Here is a 24,951-nt window from a genome sequence, read left to right as displayed (position 1 = left end):
TCAGTGCAGGGCACCGTTTTTCGATGGAGGCAGGTCGTTATCGGCGTCTTCGGCATAGCCGGACAACTGCAGCGAGATGGCCATTTCTTCCGCCAGGCAGGGCCAGTCGTCCAGCACGTTGGCACTGCCCGCCTGTTTGCGCTGGGCCACATAGTCTTTAAAACGGCTGGACTCGAATACATCCTCCCTGTCGATGCATAATTCGAGAGAAAGCTGCACCGCCATATCCAGTTCATTGGCAAACGGCTCGCCAATCAACTGGTGAATTATCAGGTTTGACAGGGTCATATCGATGGGTGCCAGCGGCATGCCGCAGCGGCCGATGAAACGGTCGTTGATCTCTTCCATCAAGCGATGGGCGAGATAGGCCTCGCTCATCAACATGGTCAAGCGAGAGCGATCCTCCAGCTGTGCCGGGGGCTGGATAAAATAATCCCTGGCGATACCCAGGAATACATCGGTATAGGCGCCGATACCGGCCTCGTCTGTGATCCTGGCAACGGCCTCCAGGCAATTTGGCACGCTGTCGATATAATTGAGAACCAGCTTCAACAACGCGTCGACGGCATTGTTTTCCGGCAGGCGAATGGCTCTGTGCAAGTGTGGCAGCTCCTTGGTTAACAGGGTGACGAGGTGGCCGGTTTCCGCTTCGCTCTTCTTGGCGCGGTGTATAACGTTCCGTATCACAGTTAGATCATCTGTATCCATATCACTCAACAGTTACTGATGGCTCGTCGCAGCGACCCTGTTGTCGTCAAATGCTTTCATTGAAGATAACCCAAATATCCCCAAAAACAAGTTGGCCCTCAGAATAAATCAGTATATGAACTGGTAGTCTTGATGGTGTGAGGTCACGCTCTCCGGTGCAAGGCGGCCCCCAGGCTGCATCCTGCAGGGCCCTAACTTAACCAGAACCAAACGAAATAAAAACATTGACTCACTGCAACTAATCTGGATACCCTTGGTTGCGGGGAGTAGATGCGACAGTTCGTCGCAGCCTGTCTGTCACAAATTCCGGTTATTTAATGCGTTGCTCTTGGCCTCGGCTTCGAAGCGCACGGGAGGTTTTGTGCAACTGATCTGGCACAGAGCGAAAGGAATAGACCTGACTGCTCCCCGGTAAGCCGGCGGTACAATAAAAAACCGAGTAAAAGTAATTTTGATTCGGGCGCGTCTGCCACCTCTGTGGACGGGCGTTGACATATAAGAATAGCTACACGGAGATCTTTGGCGATGTTATCAAGAGTTGGGCGGCTGTCTGCCTGTCTGCTCGGTCTGGCGACCATGGTGGGTGTCAATTCCACTGCGCTGGCTGAGGAAGTGGAGCGCTGGGGGGTTAATATGCCCGTCGGTGTGACGCAGGTAAGCCGTGAAACCTACGGCCTGCACATGGATATTTTCTGGTGGTGTGTGGGTATCGGCGTGGTGGTGTTTGGGGTCATGTTTTACACCATGATCGTGCACCGCAAGTCCAATGGCGCCAAAGCTTCCAATTTTCACGAGAGTACAACCCTGGAGATTATCTGGACGGTTGTGCCTTTCCTGATCCTTATCATCATGGCCATACCGGCCACCAAGACACTGCTGAAAATCTACGATTTCTCCGAGACTGACATGGATATCGTGGTCACGGGTTACCAGTGGAAGTGGAAATACGAGTATTTGGGAGAGGAGGTCAGTTTCTTCAGCAGCCTCAGTACTCCCCGGGAGCAGATCGACAACCTGGCCCCGAAAGGCCCCAATTACCTGTTGGAAGTTGACGAACCGCTAATTATTCCCACTGGCAAGAAAGTCCGTTTCCTGATCACTGCCAATGATGTTATCCACGCCTGGTGGGTACCGGATCTGGCCGTTAAAAGAGATGCCATTCCAGGTTATGTCAATGAATCCTGGACCATTGTCGACGAACCCGGCGTCTTTCGTGGCCAGTGCGCCGAGCTGTGCGGCAAGGATCACGGCTTTATGCCCATAGTGGTAAAAGCGCTGCCGCAAGATGAGTTCGACCAATGGCTGCAAACGAAAAAGGCAGAGGCGGCCACGTTGCGCGCCCTGACCGAGAAAGAATTTACCTTTGATGAGCTCTACAGCCAGGGCGAGGCGGTGTATAACCGGGTTTGCGCGGCTTGCCACCAGGTCAACGGTGCTGGTGTAGCCGGTGTTTTCCCGGCCATTAAGGGCAGTGCCATCGCCACCGGCCAAATGGCCGCTCATCTGGATATTATTGTCAACGGCAGCAAGAAAAACCCGGCCATGGCGGCCTTCGGCCCCCAGTTGTCAGAAGTGGATATCGCCAGCGTCATTACCTTCCAGCGCAATGCTTTCGGCAATAATATGGGCGACAGTGTGCAGCCCATCGACGTTCTCAAGTTCAAACAAGGGGGGCAGTAGTCATGGCTCACGGTCCTGCTAAAGGTATCAGCCGGTGGTTGTTTACCACCAATCACAAAGACATTGGCACCATGTATCTGTGGTTCAGTTTTGCCATGTTTTTAATGGGTGGTGTATTTGCCCTGGTTATTCGGGCAGAGTTATTTGAGCCGGGCCTGCAGATTGTGCAGCCGGAATTCTTTAACCAGATGACCACTATGCACGGTCTGGTGATGGTGTTCGGGGCCGTTATGCCGGCCTTTGTGGGTCTCGCCAACTGGATGGTGCCGATGATGATCGGCGCCCCGGATATGGCTCTGCCGCGGATGAATAACTGGAGTTTCTGGATTCTGCCCTTTGCCTTTGCCATGCTGGCATCGACCCTGTTGATGGAGGGCGGCGCACCCAACTTCGGCTGGACGTTCTACGCCCCGTTATCTACCACCTACGCGCCGCCCAGTGTGACCTTCTTTATCTTTGCGGTGCATATTATGGGCGCCAGTTCGATCATGGGCTCCATAAACATTATCGCCACCATCCTGAATATGCGTGCGCCGGGCATGACCTTTATGAAAATGCCCCTGTTTGTCTGGACCTGGCTGATCACTGCCTACCTGCTGATTGCGGTTATGCCGGTGTTGGCGGGTGTGGTCACCATGATGTTGATGGATATCCATTTCGGCACCAGCTTCTTTGACGCCGCCGGTGGCGGTGATCCGGTACTGTTCCAGCATGTGTTCTGGTTCTTCGGTCACCCCGAGGTGTATATCATGATCCTGCCGGCGTTCGGTGTGGTCAGCCAGATTATCCCGACCTTTGCGCGCAAGCCGCTGTTTGGCTACGCCTCCATGGTCTATGCCACCAGCTCGATTGCCTTCCTCAGCTTTATCGTCTGGGCCCACCACATGTTTACCGTGGGCATGCCGGTGGCCGGTGAACTGTTCTTTATGTACGCCACCATGCTGATTGCGGTGCCGACCGGAGTAAAGGTGTTCAACTGGGTAACCACTATGTTCAAGGGTTCCATGACCTTTGAAACGCCGATGCTCTTTTCCCTGGCGTTTGTGGTGCTGTTTACCATCGGCGGCTTCTCCGGTTTGATGTTGGCCATTGCACCGGCCGATTTCCAGTACCATGATACCTACTTTGTGGTTGCCCACTTCCACTACGTGCTGGTGCCCGGGGCTATTTTTTCCATCACTGCGGCGGTGTACTACTGGCTGCCCAAGTGGTGCGGCAGGATGTACGACGAGACCATGGGCAAAACCCATTTCTGGCTGGCATTTTTGGGCTTGAACCTTACTTTCTTCCCCATGCACTTTGTCGGCCTGGCGGGTATGCCGCGGCGAATTCCGGATTATGCACTCCAGTTCGCCGACTTTAATATGATAGCCAGTGTCGGCGCCTTTTTGTTTGGCGCGGCCCAGATCCTGTTTCTCTACAACGTTATCGCCACCATCAAGAAGGGCAAGCCGGCGACCGACGAGGTTTGGGAAAACCCGGAAGGGCTGGAGTGGACCGTGGCGTCCCCGGCTCCCTATCACACTTTCACTACTCCCCCACAGGTGAAGTAGGTTGGTGAACGAGCGCGGCTATGACTGATTCAGTGCAAAAATCCATCCTCGCCACCGCCCTCAGATTATCCGGGGTGGTGGTCGCGATGTTTGTGTTTGCGGTGTACATCATGCCACCTATGTACGACCTGTTTTGTGAAATAACCGGTCTCAACGGTAAAACCGGCGGCCAATACCAGGCCACAGACGCTAAAGTTGATGAAAGTCGCTGGGTGACGGTGCAGTTTCTGGCGACTAACAACGAGAATATGCCCTGGAGCTTTAAGCCGGCGCTGACCAGTATCAAGGTACATCCCGGTGAAGAAGTGGAAGTGCGTTACCTGGCAGTCAATCCGACCTCGGCTAATATGGTCGGGCAAGCGGTACCCAGCGTCGTGCCCTTTAAAGCGGCGGATTACTTTCACAAAACCGAGTGCTTCTGCTTTAACCAGCAGATTTTACCGGCAGGCCAGCAGGCGGAGTTACCACTGCGTTTTATTGTCGACCTGGATCTGCCGCAACAGATAACCACAATTACGCTGTCTTACACCTTGTTTGATGTAACTGAACGAACGACAACGAATCTGGTCTCCAGTTTGTAGCCAGGGCGGCGACAGTTGATGGCCAGAGCTAATAATGATTGCAACTGAAAATAAAGATTAGGACGGGTAGCAATATGTCGAGTGAAGGAAGTTATTACGTACCAGAGCAGAGCAAACTGCCAATCTTTGCTTCTTTGGGACTGTTTCTGACGGTGTACGGCGCGGCCAACTGGCTCAATGGTGATGACAGCGGGCCAACCATCTTCTTCTTTGGCGGCTTGGTGTTTGCCTTTGTGCTGTGGCAGTGGTTTTCGACAGTCATCACTGAAAATATCAACGGTCTCAACAGCACCCAGTTGAAAAAGTCCTATGTCTGGGGCATGGGCTGGTTTATTTTCAGCGAAGTCATGTTCTTTGCGGCTTTTTTTGGCGCGCTCTTCTACATCCGCACTATGGCCCTGCCGTGGTTGGGCGGAGAGGGCGATAAAGGTGTCACCAATGAAATTTTGTGGCAGGGGTTTGAGGCTCAGTGGCCGCTGATGGTTACTCCTGATATGGCGGTTAACGGCGATGCGGCGCAGGTTAAAGGCCCGGCGCAAAGTATGAGCTTTAGTTCAGTTGAGTCCATCTGGACCTGGCTGCCTTTCTGGAATACGGTGATTCTGCTGACCTCTTCGGTTACAGTCCACTTTGCGCACACCGCGTTGAAGAACAATGCCCGCAAGGGCTTTGTCGGTTGGCTGGGTTTGACTGTGTTTCTGGGTATATGCTTCCTGATTTTGCAGGTGGAAGAGTATGTCGAAGCCTATCAGCATATGGGGCTGACTCTGGAGACCGGCGCCTACGGCACCACCTTCTTTATGTTGACCGGCTTTCACGGCGCCCACGTTACCCTGGGTACCTTTATGCTGCTGGTGATGTTTCTGCGCGCTGCATTAAAGGGTCACTTCCACCACGACGATTGCTTCGGCTTTGAAGCGGCCAGCTGGTATTGGCACTTTGTCGATGTGGTCTGGGTCGGTCTGTTTATTTTCGTTTATATTCTGGGTTAGGGTTCGAGCTGTTGGGGGGATTGCGCGGCACCTGTGATCGCAGGGCCGGAGTCCCAGGGTGCCGAGCTACCCAATTGACCGGTTTTCAGGCCGTAAAATATACACCCCAGTAACAGTCCCGCCAGGGTTATCCTGATGCCCAGCGCGTAAAGAGTGCGCTTCGATTTTGACCCCATATCGTTGAGCAAAAACACCAGTGCGCTGCTCAAGCTGATCAAAACGCCAAGAAAGAGTACGACGATAACAATTTTAAGCCACATGGCGATTCAGCCTTATATACCTGACAGCGGGTTGGTCGCGGTAAACCGATGGAAACAGCGAGATCAATGCCCGCCAGTTTAACACTTTCATTTAACTGGAAGATAACCCTGCTGGGACTGCTGTTCCTGCCGCTGCTGGCCTGGTTAGGTTTTTGGCAGCTCGAGAGGGCGGCGGAAAAGTCCGCACTGCTGGCCGCTATCGCTGCGCAGCAGGCCCTGCCGCCGGTGCAACTCGACCTGCGGGCAGGGAGCGGCGAGCTGTCCGGTTATCGACGGGTCAGGGCTGTGGGGACATTCCTGCAAGAGCGTACCTGGCTGGTGGATAACCGGGTATTGCAGGGCAGGGTCGGCTATGAGGTTATAATGCCGCTGCAACTGGAATCGGGGGGCGTCGTTCTGGTCAATCGCGGTTGGGTGGCGGCACCGCCGCTGCGCTCGGAGTTGCCGACAGTGGCGACGCCGGCCGGCAGGGTAATAATTGAAGGTCGACTGCAGCAACCTGAAGGTAATACCCTGGTGCGTGACCTGGAGAGCAGTAAGGCCTGGCCCAAACGCATTCAGCAACTGGATGTCCAGGCGGCGGGGCGACAACTGCAGGCCGCGCTGCTGCCCTGGGTGTTGCAGCTGGGTGCAGACGATGAACACGCTCTGGCCGTTGTATGGCGGGATGTGAATACCTCACCGGACAAGCACACAGGCTATGCGGTGCAGTGGTTTGCCATGGCGGTCGCCCTGCTGATCGCCTTGTTGTTTGCCAATATCAAGCGAGCGACAGCTGTGCCAACACCTAAAGACAGGCAGGAGTAGAGAGTTGAGCAGTACCCTGAATATGAATACCGATCGCCAACACGAAGCGCCGAATAAACCCAGCTCGCGCTGGATAAGCTGGTTGATTCTCGCCATTATCGCACTGCCTATGATGGCCGCCTATATCATTTTTACCACCGGGGTTGGCATTCCTACGGCTACGGTCAACAAGGGCGATCTGCTGCTACCCGCCACCTCCATTAGCGACCTCGATATCACCACCGGGGCGCAGCAACCCCTGTCGATTCCAGGCGAGAAAAGGCTCTGGCGGATGCTGGTCGTTGGCGGTAACACCTGCGACCAGGTTTGCCAGGACTTGCTCTACCTGTCGCGCCAGGTGCACGTACGGCTGGGTGAAAAAGCCGTGCGAGTCGAGCGGCTCTACCTCAATACGGCTGCGACCTATGCGCCGGGTTTCGCGACGGAGTTGGCGGAGCAACACCCGCGCCTCGTGCAAGCCCACGTCAACGCGGAACAGTGGCAGCAAACCTTTGCCGGGACTTCAATCTCCGCCCATCCGCTCACCTCTCATCACCTTTATGTGGTTGATCAGGAGGGCTTTGCCATGATGAGCTATGATTCCAGCCACAGTGGTAGCGCCCTGCTGGATGACATCAAACGCCTGCTAAAGTATTCCTACGACGATTGATAGTAAGTAACTATGTCTATGACCCGATTGCGTATTCGATTGACGGCTTGCGCCTGTGTACTGGCGTTTGTCGTGGTTGGCCTCGGCGCTTTTACCCGCCTGGTTGATGCAGGCCTCGGTTGCCCGGATTGGCCTGGCTGTTACGGCCATATGTTATGGCCGAACAGCGAGCATGAAATTGCCAGTGCCGAAAACCTATACCCCCATGCTCCCGTGGATACCGACAAGACCTGGCCGGAGATGGTGCATCGCTATTTTGCCGGCGGTCTGGGGCTGGTGATTCTGGCTCTGGCGGTTCTCGCCCACAAACACCGCCGCCCGCCGCAAAAATTACCCTGGCTGCTGGTTTTGCTGGTGATCGTACAGGCGCTGTTTGGCATGTGGACGGTGACGCTCAAGTTGTGGCCCCAGGTGGTCACGGCGCACCTGCTGGGCGGCTTTGCTACCCTGGCGCTGTTGTGGTTGTGCTTCTTGCGTTGCCGCGAGCAGGCGCAGGCCGAAGCTGGCACTAATTCGGCCAGTGGGCCGGTGCTGAGCAGGAGCCTCAAGGGCGCAGCGCTGATCGGTTTGCTGGTGGTGATCGGACAAATCGCACTGGGGGGCTGGACCAGTTCCAATTACGCGGCTCTCGCCTGTATTGATCTGCCCACCTGTCACGGAGTCTGGTGGCCGGAGACCGATTTTGCCCAGGGCTTTAACCTGGCCCAAACACTGGGGCCAAATTATCTCGGCGGCTTGATGGACAACCAGGCTCGAACCGCTATCCACCTCAGTCATCGCCTCGGGGCCGTGCTGGTGACGGCTATTTTGCTTGTTTTGGCAACGCTGCTGTGGCGCTCCGGTTGGCGCGACTTGCGCCGCCTCGGTGCGGTTTTAGTGTTAGTGCTGGCGCTGCAAGTGGGCCTGGGTATCACAAATATTCTGGCGGCATTGCCTTTGGCAGTCGCCGTAGCGCACAATGGCGTGGGCGCAGTGCTGTTGTTAACGCTGGTGACCATCAACTATCGAATCTATCGCCGTGGCGTGATAACAATAAAAATTTAGCAGTGCAGGAGTACTAGCATGGGTAAGTCAGCCGCAGACACAGACCATACCGCCGCCCTGGGTGAAGCCGCCAGCTGGCGCGATTACCTGGAGCTGTGTAAGCCGCGGGTGGTTGCACTGATGATCCTCACCTCGGTAATCGGTATGCTGTTGGCGCAGCCCGGTATGGTGCCGCTGGATATACTGATTATGGGTAACCTGGGTATTGCCTTGTGCGCCGGTTCTGCCGCCGCCGTGAATCACCTGGTGGACCGGCAAATCGACCAGAAAATGCTGCGCACGTTTAACCGCCCCATTGCCACCGGCCGCCTGGCGCCTCTGCCGGCAGCGTTTTTTGCGCTGGTGGTGGGCCTTGTGGGAATGACCGTGCTGCTGGTATTTGTCAACGCCCTTACCGCCTGGTTGACCCTGGCATCGCTGCTGGGCTACGCGGTCATTTACACCCTGTTTCTAAAGCGTGCGACACCACAGAACATTGTTATTGGCGGGCTGGCAGGTGCGGCACCACCCCTGCTTGGCTGGACCGCGGTAACTGGCGAAATCGGTGGCCACGGCCTGCTGCTGGTGTTGATTATTTTTGCCTGGACGCCGCCCCACTTTTGGGCCCTGGCAGTGTATCGCAAAGAGGAGTATGCCAATGCCGATATACCCATGTTGCCGGTTACCCACGGTGAGCGCTACACCAAGATCCACATCTTGCTTTACACCCTGATCCTGTTTGCCGTGTCCCTGTTGCCCTATGCCACTGGCATGCTCAACTGGCTCTACCTGCTGGGGGCAGTAGTTCTGGGTGGGGGCTTTCTCTACTGGAGTTTGCGCTTGTTGCTGAGCAGCGATAACAGCCTCGGGATGGACACGTTCAAGTATTCCATTGTCTATTTGATGCTGCTGTTTGTGATAATGCTGGCCGATCACTATCTGTTGCCAGTCAACCCACTGATGAGCCAGCTGGGCTAAACGGCAACCACTATGACAGCGTCCGCGACTGCAAACAGCAACCTGAAAACCGCCCGCCAGCGCCGGGGTATTTTGCTCACTGTGGGCGGGGTTTTGATATTTATCCTGCTGGTGTTGGCCCTGTTTATCAACAAGATAACCACGCCGCGGGTTATCAGCCCGCTGGAATTGCGCGCCAATGGTACCCTGGTGTTTGAACAACCGCGCATCATCAATGATTTCCAGCTGTTGGACCAGCACGGCGAGGGTTTTAACCTGGAGTCCTTGAAGGGCAAATGGTCGCTGCTGTTTTTTGGTTTTACCCACTGTCCCGATGTCTGTCCGGCGACATTGGCGGTGCTGAGGGACGTAAAGGCGCAGATGGACAGCGACCTGGTCGCGCAGACCAGCTTCGTGCTGGTAACGGTGGATCCGGCCCGGGATACGGTGGCCCAGTTGGCCCAGTATATGCCTTATTTTGATCCGGATTTTATCGGCCTGACCGGCGAGTTTTTACAGATCAAACGCCTTGCCAATCAACTTAATATGGCGTTTGTAAAAGTCAAAACTGGCGCCGGTAGCGACGACTACAGCGTTGACCACAGTGCCAATATTGCCATTATCAACCCCTACGGCCACTATCATGGCTTTATCAAGTCGCCGCCGGATACCGCGCGGGTCAAATTAACCCTGCAATCGATTATCTCGTCGTTCTGATCGCCCCCAGGCGTTTTCCTTTAAAGGTACTGTGGCTAAAACGTAGTGTCTAAATAGCCGGTCGCCGGGCCAGGCTGAGGGCAAAAAAAGTGCTGGCCGACAACACGGCCGAGGGGCCGGCGGGGGTATCAAGCCACCAGGAAGCCGCGAGGCCACCGACGATGGCGAGCATCCCGAGGCCGCTGGCGCAGATAGCCATCTGCTCAGGGGTGGTCACCAGGCGACGACTGGTGGCCGCCGGCAGTATCAACAGCGCGGTAATCAGCAAGACACCCACCACTTTCATCGCCACTGCGATCACCAACGCCATCAACAACATCAGGCTGGTGCGCACCAGGGTGACCGGAACGCCTTCTACCCGGGCCAGGTCCTCGTCCACTGTAATGGCCAGTAGCGGCCGCCACAGCCAGAGCAGAATCGGCAGGATGATCGCTGCGGTGAGGTAAATGGCGAGCAGGTCAGCGCTGGTGGCGGCGAGCAGATCACCAAACAGGTAGGCGTATAAATCCACCCGTCCGTCACCAAACACACTGACCACCACCAGCCCCAGTGCCAGCATCGAGTGGGACAGAATGCCGAGCAATGTATCCGTGGCAATATTGCGGTTGTTTTGCAGCACCACCAGCAACAAAGCCAACAACAGACACAGCAGGGTAACCGCGACATTGATGTTGACGCTGAGGATCAGGCCAAAAGCCACGCCGGTGAGTGCCGAATGGGCCAGGGTATCGCCAAAGTAGGCCATCCGGCGCCAGACCGCAAAACACCCCAGCGGCCCCGCGCACAGGGCGACACCGCAGCCTGCGGCGAGGGCGAAGTAGAGGAAATCAGGCATGGCTGTGCTCCTTGCAGGCGCCGGCACTGCTTTGGCGGGCACTGATTTCACCGTGAATATTGTGCGAGTGGTCGTGGTGGTGGGTGTAGACCGCAATGCCGGTGGGCGCCACATGGCCAAATAGCTCCAGGAAGGCGGGGTGCTCGGACACGGTTTCCGGGTGGCCGTGGCAACAGACGTGCTGGTTCAGGCAGATTACGGTGTCGGTGGCTTCCATCACCAGGTGCAAGTCGTGGGAGACCATCAACACCGCGCACTGCTGTTGTTGGCGGATATCGGCAATGAGCTGGTACAAGCGCGACTGCCCGGCCACATCCACGCCCTGCACCGGTTCGTCCAGCACCAGCAGGTTGGGGCTGCGCAGCAGCGCCCGGGCCAGCAGCAAGCGCTGGGTTTCACCGCCGGAGAGAGCGTGCACGGGGGCCCGCTCGAGATGGCTGATGCCGGTGAGAGCCAGGCAACCGGCGATGGCCTGGTCGTCGCGCAGTGCCAACTGCATAAAACGGTGCACACTCAGGGGCAGGCTGCGATCGATATGCAATTTTTGCGGCATATAGCCAATCCGCAAGCCCTTGGCTCGGGCCAGGGTGCCGGAGGTGGCTTTTTGCAGGCCCAGTATGATTTTGACCAGGCTGGTTTTGCCGGCCCCATTGGGGCCGATCACTGTGACTATTTCCGCCGCTCGGATAGCCAGGGACACGTTGTTCAACACCGTGCGCTGGTCGAATTGCAGGTGCAGGTCGTGGGCTTCTATCAGCACTGGGGTCATGGTTGGGGGGCTCCGCCAGTGGCCTGGCAATTGGCGCAGTGGCCGATCAATTCGATGGACTGGGCATCGATGGAAAAGCCGAACTCGGCGGCGGTTTGGTCGATGCTGGTTTGCAATCCCTGGTAGGCGAACTCGATAGCGATACCACAGGCTTTACAAATTAAAAAATTGTTGGCGTGCCGGGTGCTGGGATGGGTACAGCCAATAAACGCATTGAGGGAGTTGATCCGGTGAATCAGGCCCTGCTCCAGCAAAAAGTCCAGCGCCCTGTAGACGGTGGGTGGCGCCACCCGCCGGGTGGATGCTGCGGCGAGCATGTCCATCAGCTTGTAAGCTCCCAGTGGTTGGTGGCTCTGCCAGATCAGGCGCAACACGTTTTCCCGCAAACTGGTCATGCGAGCGCCACTGCGGCTGCAGACTTGCCTGGCCGTTTGCATGGCGCTGCTGATGCAGCGGTCGTGATTGTGCGCAGTGGATGCAATTGAGGTTGGAATCTGCTTCGGTGACGACATACCAGTCTGTCCGGGGCTACAAACATGTTATTATATAACATAACGCAAGGAACCAACCATGTCATGCCCGCTCAATAAATTAATCCGTTATCTGCGGCTGTTTTCATTACCGCTGTCACTTTTATTATTGCTATTGTCACCGCCGGTCCTGGCGCAACCGATACAGGTCGTTGCCAGTATGCAACCACTGGCCCTAATGCTGCGCTCAGTGGCCGTCGAGGGAGTCGAGGTGCAAGTGCTGCTCGATGCCGGTCAGAGCCCCCACGACTTCAACTTGAAAATGTCAGACCGGCGCAAGTTGGCCGCCGCAGACCTGGTTGTCTGGGTGGGGCCGGAAATGGAGCCCTATCTGGCCAAGCTTGTTACTGACGGTAACGCCCTGGCATTGGAGTCGATGCAGGAATCTGTACCACAGCCAACCGGGCACACAGCTGCCCACCAACATCATGATCATGGCGACGATAAACATTTGTGGCTGGACCCGCGCCGAGGCGCGGCCATGCTGGTCGCACTGGGAGATGCGCTGGCGCAATTGCTGCCGGAGCGGGCCGCGGAGCTACGGATCCGGGCCGCGGCTACCAGTCAGGCTGTTAAGGCACTGCTCGAGCGCCCGCCCTCAGGGGCGGCCACGCGTCGCTATGCCGTGGCCCACGACGCCTATAGCCAGTTTGTCGAGGCGTTCGGTTTTCCCGCTCCGGTAGTGATTGCCGATTCGCCGGAACTCGCCCCCGGGGTGCGGACCTTGATGCAGGCAGGGGCCCGGCTACAGCCTGGCGACTGCCTGCTGGTGGACCTGAACCATCGACGCAAGTGGGTGCAAAAATTTGCCAGCGATCACCAGTTGGAGCTGATCGAGGTAGATATCATGGGGGTAGACCAACAGGTAACTAACTACGTTGACCTGCTGTCCGGCTTGTTAACGGTATTTGAGCACTGTCGGTAAAACGGCCACCCTGGAAGAGGTAAAAAAGCACTGGCCAGGAAGTGAGGAGAGATATTGGCCAGTGCAGAGAAGAGCAGCAGTGTAAATCCGGTGACGTTTATTGCTCGGCTACTGCTTCGAGCTGTGCGCTAAAGCGTTGTTCCAGTTTCCTGGACAATTGCTCATTGACGTCACGGACGTGTTGGTCGAGTTTGGCGGCGACCTTTTGTTCAGTTGTGAACTCATGGGTGACCCAGCTGGAGCTGGCTCCGGTTTCTGCCACCAGCACCGCGAGATTTGTGAAGCCGTAGCCGGCCTTGTCGGCAGCTGCACCCTGTGCGAGGAATGCCATCGCAAGCAATACACCAAGCTTTTTCATAATCAGGCCCTCCGGTCTGGTTCATGGTTGTGATGGCCGGGGCTTGGAACCCAGTCATCTCCGATCTGTTACCTTACGTTACAAAGAGTAACACTGCTGTGCGTGTTTTGCCAACTTTTAGTTGTGTAAATATACGCAAAGAGCCGGTTAAATATTCGGTAAAACCACTAAAAGACACTACATATTGTGTTTTATTGTTTGTATTGGCCGGTTGGCGTCTATATGCGGTGTGTGTAAAAAAGTGTTACCAATAGTAATTTTGTTCCCGGGAGCGCACTCCGGGGCATTTGTTCTTCTCGCCCAGCTGTAAGAAAATGGTTGTTTTTAATTTCAAGCTCCGCCTTGAGCGCTGAGCAGAGTGGCAAAACTATGTCTGTAAAACCCCTGGTTCTGGTCGATGGATCATCCTATTTGTATCGAGCGTTTCACGCCCTGCCGCCCCTGACGAACTCCAAAGGCAAGCCCACCGGTGCCGTAAAAGGTGTGATCAGCATGTTGCGCCGGCTGCACAAGGATTATCCGGATAGTGTGGTCGCGGTGGTCTTCGATGCCAAAGGTAAAACCTTCCGCGATGAAATCTTTGCCGAGTACAAGGCCCAGCGCCCCCCGATGCCGGACGACCTGCGGGTCCAGGTGGAGCCGATTCACGCCATTATCCGGGCCATGGGTCTGCCGTTGTTGGTGGTGGACGGTGTCGAAGCCGACGACGTGATTGGCACCCTGGCGCGGCAGGCCACCGAGCAGTCCCTGGAGGTGGTTATCTCTACCGGCGACAAGGACATGGCACAGCTGGTCAGCGAGCATGTCACTTTGGTGAATACCATGACCGACAGCCGCCTGGATCTCGCCGGGGTCGAAGAGAAATTCGGCATTCCAGCCGACCGGGTGATTGATTACCTGGCGCTGATGGGTGACAAGGTCGACAATATCCCCGGCGTGCCCGGGGTTGGGGAAAAAACCGCGCTGGCGTTACTGCAGGGCTTGGGCAGTCTGGACAATATCTACGCCAACCTGGAGGCGGTGCGCGAGCTGGGCTTTCGCGGTGCTAAAAAAATGCCGGAAAAGCTGGCGGAGCATAAGCAGTCTGCCTATCTCTCCTATGAGCTGGCAACCATTAAAACCGACGTTGAGTTGGAGGCTGGCCCGCAGGACCTGGTGCCGGGTGAAGAGCAGCGCGAGCAGCTACTAAACCTGTTCCAGGAGCTGGAATTCAAAACCTGGGTGCGCGAGTTGCAGCCGGATGAGGCCGCAGCAGCGACGGTGGACCAGGGCGGGGACACAAGCGCGACGGCCGGTGCCGCGGTATTTGATGCTGCGGTGGAGTATGAAACACTGCTCGACAAAGCCGCTGTACAGCGCTGGGTTGAGCGCTTGAGCCAGGCGGAGTTGTTTGCCTTTGATACCGAAACCACCAGTCTCGATTATATGGTGGCGCGAGTCGTGGGTGTCTCCTTCGCAGTGCAACCGGGCCAGGCGGCCTACCTGCCGTTCGGCCACGATTACATTGACGCCCCGGAGCAGCTGGATGAGGCCTGGGTCTGGCAACAACTGCGCCCCCTGCTGGAAGACCCGGCGCGGAAAAAAGTTGGCCAGAACCTCAAGTACGACCAGAGCGTACTGGCCAACCACGATATCACCCTGCGCGGTATCACCTTCGACACCATGCTGGAATCCTACGTGCTGGATTCGGTTGGCAGCCGCCACGACATGGATACCCTGGCGGAAAAACACCTGGACCACAAGACCATCCACTTCCAAGACATCGCCGGCAAGGGTGCCAAACAGTTAACCTTTAACCAGATCAGCCTTGAGCAGGCCGGACCCTACGCCGCCGAGGATGCCGATATCACCCTGCGCCTGCACCAGACCCTGATACCGCGCCTGCAAGAAGTGCCGACGCTGATGCGGGTATTTAGCGAGATAGAAGTGCCGCTGTTGTCGGTGCTATCCCGGGTTGAACGCACCGGGGCGCTGATCGATAGCAACTTGCTGGGCCGCCAGAGCCAGGAGATCAGCGAGCGCCTGCTGGCGCTGGAGAAACAGGCGTTCGACCTGGCCGGAGAGGAGTTCAACCTCGGCTCGACCCAGCAACTGGGCCGGATCCTGTTCGAAAAACTGCAGCTGCCAGTCATCAAAAAGACCCCCAAGGGGGCGCCCTCCACCGCAGAAGAGGTGCTGCAGGAACTGGCGCTGGACTATCCGCTGCCAAAACTGCTGATCGAATACCGGGGCCTGGCAAAACTGAAATCCACCTACACCGACAAGCTGCCGGCGATGGTCAACCCGACCACCGGCCGCGTGCACACTTCCTACCACCAGGCGGTCACGGCCACCGGTCGGCTGTCGTCTTCGGATCCGAACCTGCAGAACATTCCCATCCGCACCGAGGAGGGGCGGCGCATTCGCAAGGCGTTTATCGCGCCGCCGGGTTACAAAATTGTCGCCGCCGACTACTCCCAGATCGAGCTGCGCATTATGGCGCACCTGTCCGCCGACCCGGGCTTGCAGAGCGCTTTCGCCAACGGCCTGGATGTGCACAAGGCGACTGCCGCCGAAGTCTTCGGTGTGGCGCTGGAGCAGGTTACCCCAGAGCAGCGGCGCAGTGCCAAGGCCATCAATTTCGGGCTGATTTATGGCATGTCGGCGTTCGGCCTGGCCAAGCAATTGCACGTCGGGCGCAACGAGGCGCAGCAGTATATCGATCGCTATTTCGATCGCTATCCGGGGGTGAAGGACTATATGAACCGCACTCGCACCGAGGCGGCGGAAAATGGCTTCGTGGAAACCCTGAAAGGGCGGCGCCTGTACCTGCCGGAAATCAATTCCCGCAATGGTATGCGCCGCCAGGCGGCAGAGCGCACCGCTATCAACGCGCCGATGCAGGGCACGGCCGCTGACATCATCAAGCTGGCCATGCTCGATGTGGATAGCTGGTTACAAGGCGGTTCGCTGGATGCCAGGATGATTATGCAGGTGCACGATGAATTGGTGCTGGAGGTGGCCGAAGGGGACCTGGACGCGGTGTGTGAAGGCCTGCGCCAGCGCATGGAAGCCGCGGTGAGTCTGGATGTGCCATTGCTGGTAGAAACCGGTATCGGCGACAACTGGGATGAGGCTCACTGATAGCCGGGTAAAAATATACTTTTTTCCGTGTGGTGGTATGAACTTTTCTGGTTGCTGCGGGTCTTAATTAGCAAGATATTTCATGGTGTCTTGCTCTCCTTACTTAAATGGTCTTTTTGCCATCAGCTTTTTTAAAAAGCGCCCCGGTTTACCGGGGCTTTTTTTTACCTGCTATTTGGCGCCGCTGCCTATTCGCCTGGCCCAATTCCCGCAGGGGACGCGGGCGGCAAATATAGCCACTGGTCCAGCTGCGCCGCCAACTGTTTGATCCCGCTGCCCTTGAGGGAGGAAAACAATTGCGCAGATACCAGGTCGGCAACTTGTGCCTCGCGCAGGTGTTTTTGCAGCGCCAGCAGCGTTGCCTGGGCCGGCCCCTTCTTCAGCTTGTCCGCCTTGGTGAGCAGACAATGCACCGGCATCTCCCGTTCGATGGCCCAGTTCAGCATCCGCGTATCGAACTCCTGCAGGGGATGGCGAATGTCCATCAATAGCACCAGCCCACGCAAGCACTGGCGCTTTTGCAGGTATTCGGCCAGGTTGCGCTCCCACTCCTGCTTCATTTTCAGTGGTACTTTGGCAAAGCCATAGCCTGGTAAATCCACCAGTCGCTGCCGCTCGGTGAGGGAAAACAGGTTGATCAACTGGGTTCGCCCGGGGGTTTTACTGGTTCTAGCGAGCTTGCTATTGCGGGTTAAAGTATTGATAGCACTGGACTTTCCAGCATTGGAACGGCCCGCAAAAGCCACTTCCGCACCTTCGTCGGCGGGGCACTGATATATATTGGCGGCGCTGGTGAGGAAGGCGGCGCTGTCGTAGTGAAGCGGGGAGTTGCTGTTGCTCAAGAGATAACCCTGTAAAAATAGTGTGATTTCAGATAGTTAGTATATAATGTCGCGGTTTTTGGCCACGCACGGCCAGAGTAATTGTCGCCGGCTCGACTCGCGGACACCAGACCCTAGCAGGTTAGGCAGGCAGAGGGCAATTGCGTAATCACAACATTATTGATGGATTAGCCGATGAAAAACATCTTTAGGAATGCCGCAATGGCTCTGGCTTTAATCACCGCTGCTGCCACCCAGCAAGCGCTGGCCGGTGGTGATGCCGCCGCGGGTGAAGGCAAGGTAGCGGTCTGTGCCGCTTGTCATGGTGCTGACGGCAATAGCCTGGCACCGAATTTCCCCAAATTGGCTGGTCTGGGGGAGAAGTACCTGCTCAAGCAATTACAGGACATCAAGGCCGGCACGCGCCCGGTGGTAGAGATGACTGGTCTGCTGGACAATTCATCCGATCAGGATTTGGCGGACATGGCCGCTTTTTTTGCCAGCAAGCCTATGCAGCTGTCCGGTGCCAAGGAGATTCGCCTGCGGGTCAATGCCGGCATCGAGGTTGACGGGCTGGCGCTGGGTCAAAAAATCTATCGTGCCGGCAATCCGGTGGTGGGTACTCCGGCCTGTACCGGTTGTCATTCGCCCCGAGGGCTCGGCAATGAGCCGGCTGGCTATCCGCGCCTGAGCGGCCAGCACCCCGATTACATTGAGAAGCAGCTGCGTGCCTTCAGGGCCGGTGAGCGTGTTAACGACGGCGACCAGAAAATCATGCGCCAGGTGGCTGAGTACCTGAGCGATGCCGATATCAAGGCGCTGGCAAATTACATTGCCGGGCTGAACTAGGCATCACCCTTAAAAAAGCGGCTGCGGCCGCTTTTTTTATGCCCACTGTTTGTGACGTTTGCCAGGGGGCACCGTCCATGATCATTTACAGGTGCTGCGCTCAGGCACATTTTTCAGGTGTAACGGTTAGGTCAATTGTTTTGGTCTATCCTGTTCAGGATTATGGTTTGTGTCCTTTTGTGCCTGATGTTTTTGCCGGATGTTCAGCTTGAGTTAAGCGCCGTGCCCGGACAATAGTCTGGACAATGGAATCGCCGGAACAATGGATAGTCTGGCAGGGCTTGTGGTCATATAGCTGGTTGCGTCGCACAGGTTGTGTCTCAAAGCGGGTTCGGCATTCCGCCATATTACATACAAATTGAATGAATTGATTAGGGAGTAATGTTTATGCGAGTACTGGTAAGCGTATTTGCACTGTTGTTTTCACTGCTGGCTTGCGCCGAAGATACCGCCAGGGGCCAGGCCTACCGTGAAGGCGTGCACTTTATTGAGTTGGATAATCCGGTGCGAACCCAGGACCCCAACAGGATCGAGGTTACCGAAGTATTCTGGTACGGCTGTGGCCACTGTTTTCACTTTGAGCCCATGGTGCACCAGTGGAGCCTGAAGCAGGCCGGTGATGTGAATTTTCAGCAGAGCCCCGCCATGTGGAATGACACCATGGAGGTTCACGCGCGGGCCTTTTACGTGGCCAAGGCCCTGAATATTCTCGACAAGGTTCACCAGCCCCTGTTCAACGCGCTCAACCTGCAGGGCAAGCGTCTGGCGGATAAGGGGTCACTGGCGACTTTCTTTGCCGATTACGGTGTCGACCAGGAGACCTTTGACAAGGCGTTTAACTCTTTCGGTGTGACCAGCCAGGTCAAGCAAGCCAGCTCCAGGGCGCGCAGCTACGGCATTACAGGTACCCCGGAAATCATCGTCGATGGCAAGTATCGGATCAGCTCCAAGCTCGCCGGCAGCCAGGAAAACATGCTAAAAGTAGCGGACTTCCTGGTTGCTAAAATCCGCGCCGAACGCTCCTGAAGCCGGGAGGATTACGTCGGGTTGGACCGCTTGGGTGCGCCTGGCGCTGCGGCCTACGAAACTGCGCTAAAACGACTATACTCTAGAGAGTTTGCAACCGGGCAAGTAGTTTATGAGCAGTAACGTCAGCGATTGGCGGGAGAAGTACCTCAACTCTCTGGATGAACGCGATCGCCTGAAGAAACAGTTTGAGCGTCGGCACAAGCTCTTGCGCAGGGCCTTGGTGCGCGTCAGTCTCGCTGCGGAGGGGCGTGACGACGGGCTCGACCGGGAGCTGGGTAAGCTGAGGGCCAGTGCCAATAGCGATGGCCAGTTGACCCTGGCGGTAGAGCGGCTGGAAGAAACCCTGCTGCGGCTGGAACAGGTGGACGAACCACCGCTCAGCGGTTCTGCAGGGCAGCTGGATTGTTTTCTGGGGCGCACCGAGTCCGCTGGCGACGGCAGTAACCTCAATGGCAACGGTTATCCGGATGCCGATGAACTATTGATAAACGAAGGTTTGGCGCGGGAGCTGGATGCGATCCTGCCGGCGCGTGGGCCCGATTCGGCGACCGCCTCCCTGGAGCGCCAGTTTGAAACCCTGTTTGCCGAGGACAAGGACCGAATTCAGGGCATTCTGCTGGAGTTTCTGGACCGTATAGAGCCGGTGGAGTGCACCCGCCAAAAAGCCAAAAATGCGCGGGCGAGGCTGGCAGGCGAATTCTCCTGGCGGGAGCTGGTGCCGACGCTGGAAGATGTGCGCGATCTGGCACTGCAGTCTTACCTGCGAGCTGATGAAGAGCACAAAAATTATTTGCTGCGTATGCATCAGCAGCTCGAAGGTGTGGTCGCTCGCCTGGGCGGGGTCGCCAGCAGTTACCAAAAAGAGGTGGCGGCGGACCAGGAGCTGGAGCTGCAGTTACACCAGCAGTTAAACTCTATGGGCAAGTCAGTGCAGCAGGCGAACAAGCTCGACACTCTGAAGCAGGAGATCGATGAGCACCTGGGTTTGATTCAGGAGGCCCTCGATAAACGCCAGAAAAGTCGCGACGAGGTTCGCGCCAGTGGTCAACTGGATATACTGACCAGCCGCCTGCGCCAGGTGGAGGAAGAGGCCAAAACGGCCAAGCAAGAGCTGGAAACCCAGAAGCAAAAGGCCACCACTGACGTGCTCACCGGGCTGCCCAATCGGGAAGCTTATAATCAGCGTGCCCACGCTGAGTGGATGCGCAAGCAGCGCGACGACCAGGCATTGACTTTGGCGGTTTGTGATATCGACAAGTTCAAGGCCATCAACGATAAATTTGGCCACCAGACTGGTGACCGGGTACTGCAAGTGTTGGCAAAGACCATTTCCCAGCGCCTGCGAGCGACGGATTTTATTGCTCGCTACGGCGGTGAAGAGTTTGTCATGCTGCTGCCACAGACGCCCCTGCAAATGGGCTGGCAGTTGATGGATAAAATCCGCGCAGCGATTGCCGAAGCGCCCTTCCGTTTCAAGCAGGAGCCCCTGCGAGTCACTCTGTCCCTCGGGCTGGTGGAAGTCAGGCCTGAGGAGAGTATTGAGAAAGCCTTCGAGCGTGCTGACAAGGTGCTCTATCGAGCCAAGGAAGAAGGTCGCAATCGCTGTTTGAAAGAGGAGTGAGAGAGGCCTCCAGGCGCCGCGTATAGCGCGTTAATTGGCCTGGTTGAGAGCCACCGGAACCTGCTGGAAAAAACCGCTCACCAGCACTGGCCACTGTTCCTCCCACAGCTGGGTGGGCCCGCGCTTGAATTCGCTGCGGACAAACTGGGCAATCTTGCCTTCTGCCGTGACTAACAGCAGGTTGGCGGCGGCAGTCACAGGAATGATCGGCCGCAGCCCCTCTCGCACCTCAGCTTCGCGCAAAATCTGCTTTATTTGGGTTTCCAATCGTTCAAAGAATTGCACCACCCGGGCGCGCAGGCGCTCGGTCTCACCGGTCAGGGCGTCGCCAGTGAGCAGGCGCGTGATACCGGGGTTGCGCTCGGTGAAGGACAGCAGCAGTAACAGGATTTTGTTGCACTTTTCCAGCGCCGGATTTGGCTCGGCCAGAATAAGAGTGACTCGGGAAAAAATGGTCTCTTCGATAAACTCCAGCAAGCCCTCAAACATCTTCGATTTACTGGGAAAGTGGCGGTAGAGCGCCGCCTCTGAAACACCGACTTCCCGTGCCAGTGCCGCCGTGGTAATGCGGGCACCCGGGGCCACTTCCAACATATGAGCCAGGGCCTGAAGAATCTGTTCGCGGCGCGAAACCTTGTTGCTGGACTTGGTCATAATGGCGACTGATTGACTGGATGCTATGTTTTTGGGATCGGGACAGTTGGGTGAGCCGTGTATTTTGGCCAATAGGCTCCCCGCCTGCAACGTGCGATTTATACTGTTTCAGTTTTTATTGGTGATCAGGGTACCGACCCCTTCGTCGGTAAAAATCTCCAGCAGCACCGCATGGTCCACCCGGCCATCGATAATATGAGCGCTGGTGACTCCGCCTTTGACTGCATCGAGGGCGCAGGATATCTTGGGCAGCATGCCACCGTAAATAGTTCCGTCCTCTATCAATTCGTCCACCTGGCGGGTGGTCAGCCCGGTGAGTACCTTGCCGGTTTTGTCCTGCAAGCCCGACACATTGGTCAGCAGCATTAACTTCTCCGCCTGCAGTACCTCGGCAATCTTGCCAGCCACCAGGTCGGCGTTAATATTGTAGGAGTGGCCGTCACGGTCTACCCCGATGGGGGCGATAACCGGGATAAAATTGCTGTTAAGCAGCATATCGATCACCGCCCGATTGATGGTCGACACCTCACCCACATGACCGATATCGATGATTTCCGGTGCCTCCATATCCGGCGTCTTGCGAGTCACCTTGAGTTTACGGGCATTGATCAACTGTCCGTCCTTACCGGTTACGCCAATGGCCTGGCCGCCGTTGCGGTTGATCAGGCTGACGATTTGCTTGTTGACCGAGGCCCCCAGCACCATTTCCACCACATCCATGGTAGCGCTGTCTGTGACTCGCATACCGTCGACGAACTCTGAATGAATATTGAGCTTTTTCAGCAGGTCGCCGATTTGCGGGCCGCCACCGTGTACCACCACCGGGTTCATGCCCACCAGTTTCATCAGCACGATATCGCGCGCAAAGCTGTTCTGCAGGGCCTCGTCGACCATGGCGTTGCCGCCGAACTTGACCACAATAGTGCGCTTGGTAAAACGCTGGATGTAGGGCAGGGCTTCGGTGAGTACATTGGCAACATTAATGGCTGCATCGCGACTGAGTGACATGAAATGATCCTGTGATCTGGAGTGTTAAAAGGGAAATTGCAGCGAGCTGTCGACCTTCGACAGTTCGCGTTTAAACAGGGCCTGGATAGCCTGCAATTCTTCTTCGCTGTCCGCCTCAAACCTGAGGGTCAGGGCCGCCGAAGTATTGGAGGCTCGCACCAGGCCCCAGCCCGTGGGGAATTCGACCCGCATGCCATCGAGGGTATTGGCGCTGCCATTTTCGAATTGGGCCTGTTTTTTCAGCTGCTCGATAAGGGCGAATTTATCGGCCTCGTTAACCGCTATCTTAAGCTCCGGGGTCGACGGTGGCGAGGGGAAACTGGCAAATAGCGAGTCGATGTCCTGGTCCCGCAGGGTCATGATTTCCAGCAGTCGTGCGGCTGCGTACATGCCATCATCAAAGCCGTACCAGCGATCCTTGATGAAAATATGGCCGGACATCTCTCCGCCCACCAGGGCGCCGGTCTCCTGCATCTTGGTTTTCATATTGGAGTGGCCGGTTTTCCACATGATAGGCCGGCCGCCGTAGCTGCTGACCAGGGCGTTCAATTCCCGCGTCGACTTCACATCAAACAGCACATCAGCTCCCGGATTGCCGGAGACGATATCCCGGGCAAACAGCATCAGCAGTCGGTCGGGCCAGATAATGTCGCCTTTGGGCGTTACCACCACCAGGCGGTCGCCGTCGCCGTCCAGGGCGACGCCGAGGTCGGCACCGCTGCTCTGCACTGTGGCGATCAGGTCCTGCAGGTTGGCGACGATGGTGGGGTCCGGATCGTGGTTGGGAAACCTGCCATCGACCTCGCAGTGCAGAGGCACCACTTCGCAGCCCAGCTCTTCAAACAGCAGTGGCGCCACCTCACCGGTGATGCCGTTGCCGGCATCTACCACCAGCTTGACGCTGCCGGCCAGGGCTACGTCGGAGAAAATACGATCGATATAGTCTGCAATTACCTGTTGTTCCAGGCGCTCACCGCGGCCCTGGAACAAGTCGCCGCTGCTCATGCGCTGCTTGATCCTCTGGACCCCTTCAGCCACCAGGGTTTTGCCCTGAATCACAATTTTGAAGCCGTTGTACTCGGCGCTGTTGTGACTGGCGGTCACCATAACCCCGCTGTTACTGGCCTCGAACTCGCACGTGGCGAAGTACAGCAAGGGAGTGGGCACAGCGCCCAGGTAGATCATCTGGCAACCGGTGCTGAGCACCCCTTCGATCAGCGCTTCGCACAGCTCGGGGCTGTGGCTGCGGCCATCGCGCGCCACATAGAGAGCGGTTTCCCCGGCGGCCAGGGCCTCACTGGCTACCGCCTGACCTACCAGCCTGGCAAACTCTGCGGTAATTTCCGTAGTGGCGATACCACGAATATCGTAGGCGCGAAACACGTTGCCGGGCAGTTCGATCGCGCTTGGGGGGCTTGCCGGCGGTTGGCGCTCGTCATTATCGTGCTCTTCGAGTACCAGGATTCCCGCATCTTCGCTGGATATCTGGATATCGAGAATGTCGCTGGCCCCGGCGGCAGCGGCTTTGCCCGGGTGCTTGCTGGCCAGGGTCGTCGCCCTGCTGGCGGCGACCTTGTGCCGCAGCTGCCAGACCAGGATCAGCAAGCCTGCGCCGATCAACACGTGAATGGCAATTAACAGTAGCGGGCTCTGCCGGGCTTCGGCGGCCAGTTTCGGTGAGGGCCGGAACTCTACTTGCCAATCGCTGCTGGCGACACTGACGGTGGCTGCCTGGCCGGCGTCACCACTGCCGGTCTGATAGATTACGAAGGGCCTGCCCGGAGTCTCGCGCAGCAGGCGGGCCTGGCCGAGAGACTGTTTACTGGCCATGGCCTGCAGCAGGGGCGCGGCGGGTAAGGCTGCCAGCACGGTACCGCTCACGGCGGCGTCCGCCGCGCTGGCTATTGGGCTGATAAGGAGCAGCTGCCAATCGTTTTCAACCCGTATCAACTCCGCCGCTACCGGGTCGCCCTGTTCGGCGCGGTTGATCATATCCTGCTCGATAAAACTCAGCGCCTGGTCGGCGCTGGCGGTCAGCCGGCGCTCCTTGCGATCGAGCCCGAACAGGCGAATCGACAGGGCTTCCGGGAAAGTGAGTTGCAGCGCAGTTAATGCGGTTGCGAGAGCTTCGGGGCGCCCGGTCTGGACGGCATTGAGCATTGAGTCTCGGCTGGAAAAACCGTCCAGCTGTTTCTGCTTGCCCTGAATGTAGGCGCCAATGACCTCTGCTCGCTGGCGGGCTTCCAATTGGCTAAGTTGAAGCAGTTGTTTCTCGCTCGCCGCGGCGACAAAAATGCGGTGGGTGTAGAGCGCGCTGGCGATCACAACCAGCACGACCAGCAGCATGATCGCCGCGGTCTGGCCAGGCAGGGCACCGCGCAAGGCTACCAGAGTATCGGTTCGAGCTTTTTGTTTCTCACCCACGTAAGGGATCCTTTATTTTCGGGCTGGGAGCGTTTGCGCAGCGGGTTGCCCACTGAAACATTCCCGTTTCTAGGTGTA

Annotated in this window: 24 protein-coding genes; 14 read left to right on the top strand and 10 right to left on the bottom strand. The window is 57.0% G+C overall.

What is annotated here, in order from left to right; all coding sequences use genetic code 11:
• Positions 1–687, bottom strand: coding sequence for a hypothetical protein (locus G8764_RS15955; RefSeq protein ID WP_166165663.1), 687 nt, complete (start codon positions 685–687; stop codon positions 1–3).
• Between the two features lie 597 nt (positions 688–1,284).
• Between G8764_RS15955 and coxB the strand changes: the two genes are divergently transcribed.
• From coxB to G8764_RS15935, 4 genes are all read left to right on the top strand, one after another.
• Entirely contained in the window at positions 1,285–2,388 is a 1,104-nt protein-coding gene (coxB, locus tag G8764_RS15950) for a cytochrome c oxidase subunit II (RefSeq protein ID WP_243748848.1), read from the top strand.
• Between the two features lie 2 nt (positions 2,389–2,390).
• The gene (gene ctaD / locus G8764_RS15945; protein ID WP_166165661.1) at positions 2,391–3,941 is read left to right on the top strand and encodes a cytochrome c oxidase subunit I; all 1,551 of its coding nucleotides are present in this window, start codon (positions 2,391–2,393) and stop codon (positions 3,939–3,941) included.
• A gap of 20 nt (positions 3,942–3,961) precedes the next feature.
• Entirely contained in the window at positions 3,962–4,522 is a 561-nt protein-coding gene (locus tag G8764_RS15940) for a cytochrome c oxidase assembly protein (protein WP_166165660.1), read from the top strand.
• A gap of 74 nt (positions 4,523–4,596) precedes the next feature.
• Entirely contained in the window at positions 4,597–5,514 is a 918-nt protein-coding gene (locus G8764_RS15935) for a cytochrome c oxidase subunit 3 (protein WP_166165659.1), read from the top strand.
• On the opposite strand, the gene G8764_RS15930 is transcribed toward G8764_RS15935, so the two are convergent.
• On the bottom strand, positions 5,511–5,774 hold the full coding sequence (locus G8764_RS15930) for a DUF2909 domain-containing protein (RefSeq protein ID WP_166165658.1): 264 nt from the start codon (positions 5,772–5,774) through the stop codon (positions 5,511–5,513). The genes G8764_RS15935 and G8764_RS15930 overlap by 4 nt on opposite strands.
• A gap of 66 nt (positions 5,775–5,840) precedes the next feature.
• On the opposite strand from G8764_RS15930, the gene G8764_RS15925 reads away from it, so the two are divergent.
• The 5 genes from G8764_RS15925 to G8764_RS15905 are packed head-to-tail and all read left to right on the top strand — an operon-like array spanning position 5,841 to position 9,927.
• Positions 5,841–6,581 (top strand): SURF1 family protein, encoded by a 741-nt coding sequence (locus G8764_RS15925; protein ID WP_166165657.1) that lies wholly within the window; start codon positions 5,841–5,843, stop codon positions 6,579–6,581.
• 4 nt (positions 6,582–6,585) lie between these two features.
• The gene (locus tag G8764_RS15920; RefSeq protein ID WP_166165656.1) at positions 6,586–7,230 is read left to right on the top strand and encodes a hypothetical protein; all 645 of its coding nucleotides are present in this window, start codon (positions 6,586–6,588) and stop codon (positions 7,228–7,230) included.
• A gap of 18 nt (positions 7,231–7,248) precedes the next feature.
• The gene (locus G8764_RS15915; protein ID WP_166165655.1) at positions 7,249–8,274 is read left to right on the top strand and encodes a COX15/CtaA family protein; all 1,026 of its coding nucleotides are present in this window, start codon (positions 7,249–7,251) and stop codon (positions 8,272–8,274) included.
• A gap of 18 nt (positions 8,275–8,292) precedes the next feature.
• Positions 8,293–9,231, top strand: coding sequence for a heme o synthase (gene cyoE / locus G8764_RS15910; RefSeq protein ID WP_166165654.1), 939 nt, complete (start codon positions 8,293–8,295; stop codon positions 9,229–9,231).
• Positions 9,232–9,243: 12 nt separating this feature from the next.
• On the top strand, positions 9,244–9,927 hold the full coding sequence (locus G8764_RS15905; RefSeq protein ID WP_166165653.1) for an SCO family protein: 684 nt from the start codon (positions 9,244–9,246) through the stop codon (positions 9,925–9,927).
• Between the two features lie 49 nt (positions 9,928–9,976).
• Here G8764_RS15905 and znuB read toward each other — a convergent pair whose 3' ends face one another.
• Genes znuB through G8764_RS15890 form a run of 3 tightly spaced genes read right to left on the bottom strand, consistent with a single transcriptional unit; the run spans position 9,977 to position 12,043 of the window.
• Positions 9,977–10,762, bottom strand: coding sequence for a zinc ABC transporter permease subunit ZnuB (gene znuB, locus G8764_RS15900; RefSeq protein WP_166165652.1), 786 nt, complete (start codon positions 10,760–10,762; stop codon positions 9,977–9,979).
• On the bottom strand, positions 10,755–11,531 hold the full coding sequence (gene znuC / locus G8764_RS15895) for a zinc ABC transporter ATP-binding protein ZnuC (RefSeq protein WP_166165651.1): 777 nt from the start codon (positions 11,529–11,531) through the stop codon (positions 10,755–10,757). Before znuC ends, znuB begins: the two co-directional genes overlap by 8 nt.
• Positions 11,528–12,043, bottom strand: a complete 516-nt coding sequence (locus G8764_RS15890; protein ID WP_166165650.1) for a Fur family transcriptional regulator — start codon at positions 12,041–12,043, stop codon at positions 11,528–11,530. The genes znuC and G8764_RS15890 overlap by 4 nt, the downstream gene beginning before the upstream one ends.
• Positions 12,044–12,221: 178 nt before the next feature.
• On the opposite strand from G8764_RS15890, the gene G8764_RS15885 reads away from it, so the two are divergent.
• Positions 12,222–12,986, top strand: a complete 765-nt coding sequence (locus G8764_RS15885) for a metal ABC transporter substrate-binding protein (protein ID WP_166165649.1) — start codon at positions 12,222–12,224, stop codon at positions 12,984–12,986.
• 97 nt (positions 12,987–13,083) lie between these two features.
• Here G8764_RS15885 and G8764_RS15880 read toward each other — a convergent pair whose 3' ends face one another.
• Positions 13,084–13,344, bottom strand: a complete 261-nt coding sequence (locus G8764_RS15880; protein ID WP_166165648.1) for a hypothetical protein — start codon at positions 13,342–13,344, stop codon at positions 13,084–13,086.
• Between the two features lie 369 nt (positions 13,345–13,713).
• On the opposite strand from G8764_RS15880, the gene polA reads away from it, so the two are divergent.
• Positions 13,714–16,467, top strand: coding sequence for a DNA polymerase I (polA, locus tag G8764_RS15875; RefSeq protein WP_166165647.1), 2,754 nt, complete (start codon positions 13,714–13,716; stop codon positions 16,465–16,467).
• A gap of 188 nt (positions 16,468–16,655) precedes the next feature.
• Here polA and yihA read toward each other — a convergent pair whose 3' ends face one another.
• Positions 16,656–17,309 carry a ribosome biogenesis GTP-binding protein YihA/YsxC gene (gene yihA / locus G8764_RS15870; protein ID WP_166165646.1) on the bottom strand — a complete coding sequence of 218 codons (654 nt, stop codon included), beginning with the start codon at positions 17,307–17,309 and terminating at the stop codon, positions 16,656–16,658.
• 174 nt (positions 17,310–17,483) lie between these two features.
• On the opposite strand from yihA, the gene G8764_RS15865 reads away from it, so the two are divergent.
• The 3 genes from G8764_RS15865 to G8764_RS15855 all read left to right on the top strand — a co-directional run bounded on the left by G8764_RS15865 (position 17,484) and on the right by G8764_RS15855 (position 20,787).
• Positions 17,484–18,137, top strand: a complete 654-nt coding sequence (locus G8764_RS15865) for a c-type cytochrome (protein ID WP_166165645.1) — start codon at positions 17,484–17,486, stop codon at positions 18,135–18,137.
• 387 nt (positions 18,138–18,524) lie between these two features.
• The gene (locus G8764_RS15860; RefSeq protein ID WP_166165644.1) at positions 18,525–19,163 is read left to right on the top strand and encodes a thiol:disulfide interchange protein DsbA/DsbL; all 639 of its coding nucleotides are present in this window, start codon (positions 18,525–18,527) and stop codon (positions 19,161–19,163) included.
• A gap of 112 nt (positions 19,164–19,275) precedes the next feature.
• Complete coding sequence (locus tag G8764_RS15855) at positions 19,276–20,787, top strand: GGDEF domain-containing protein (RefSeq protein ID WP_166165643.1); 1,512 nt, start codon at positions 19,276–19,278, stop codon at positions 20,785–20,787.
• Between the two features lie 30 nt (positions 20,788–20,817).
• Here the strand turns inward: G8764_RS15855 and slmA are convergent, their stop codons facing one another.
• The 3 genes from slmA to G8764_RS15840 form a co-directional block, all read right to left on the bottom strand.
• Positions 20,818–21,441, bottom strand: a complete 624-nt coding sequence (gene slmA, locus G8764_RS15850) for a nucleoid occlusion factor SlmA (protein WP_166165642.1) — start codon at positions 21,439–21,441, stop codon at positions 20,818–20,820.
• A 108-nt stretch (positions 21,442–21,549) separates the two neighbouring features.
• On the bottom strand, positions 21,550–22,449 hold the full coding sequence (gene argB, locus G8764_RS15845; RefSeq protein WP_166165641.1) for an acetylglutamate kinase: 900 nt from the start codon (positions 22,447–22,449) through the stop codon (positions 21,550–21,552).
• A 24-nt stretch (positions 22,450–22,473) separates the two neighbouring features.
• Complete coding sequence (locus tag G8764_RS15840; RefSeq protein WP_166165640.1) at positions 22,474–24,873, bottom strand: phosphohexomutase domain-containing protein; 2,400 nt, start codon at positions 24,871–24,873, stop codon at positions 22,474–22,476.
• Positions 24,874–24,951 lie beyond the last annotated feature (78 nt).

Origin of the sequence: Pseudomaricurvus alcaniphilus (genome assembly GCF_011440395.1) — a bacterium.
Classification (GTDB): Bacteria; Pseudomonadota; Gammaproteobacteria; order Pseudomonadales; family Cellvibrionaceae; genus Pseudomaricurvus; species Pseudomaricurvus alcaniphilus.
Note: the sequence above shows the minus strand (reverse complement) of the source record. Positions and strands in the feature narration are given on the sequence as shown.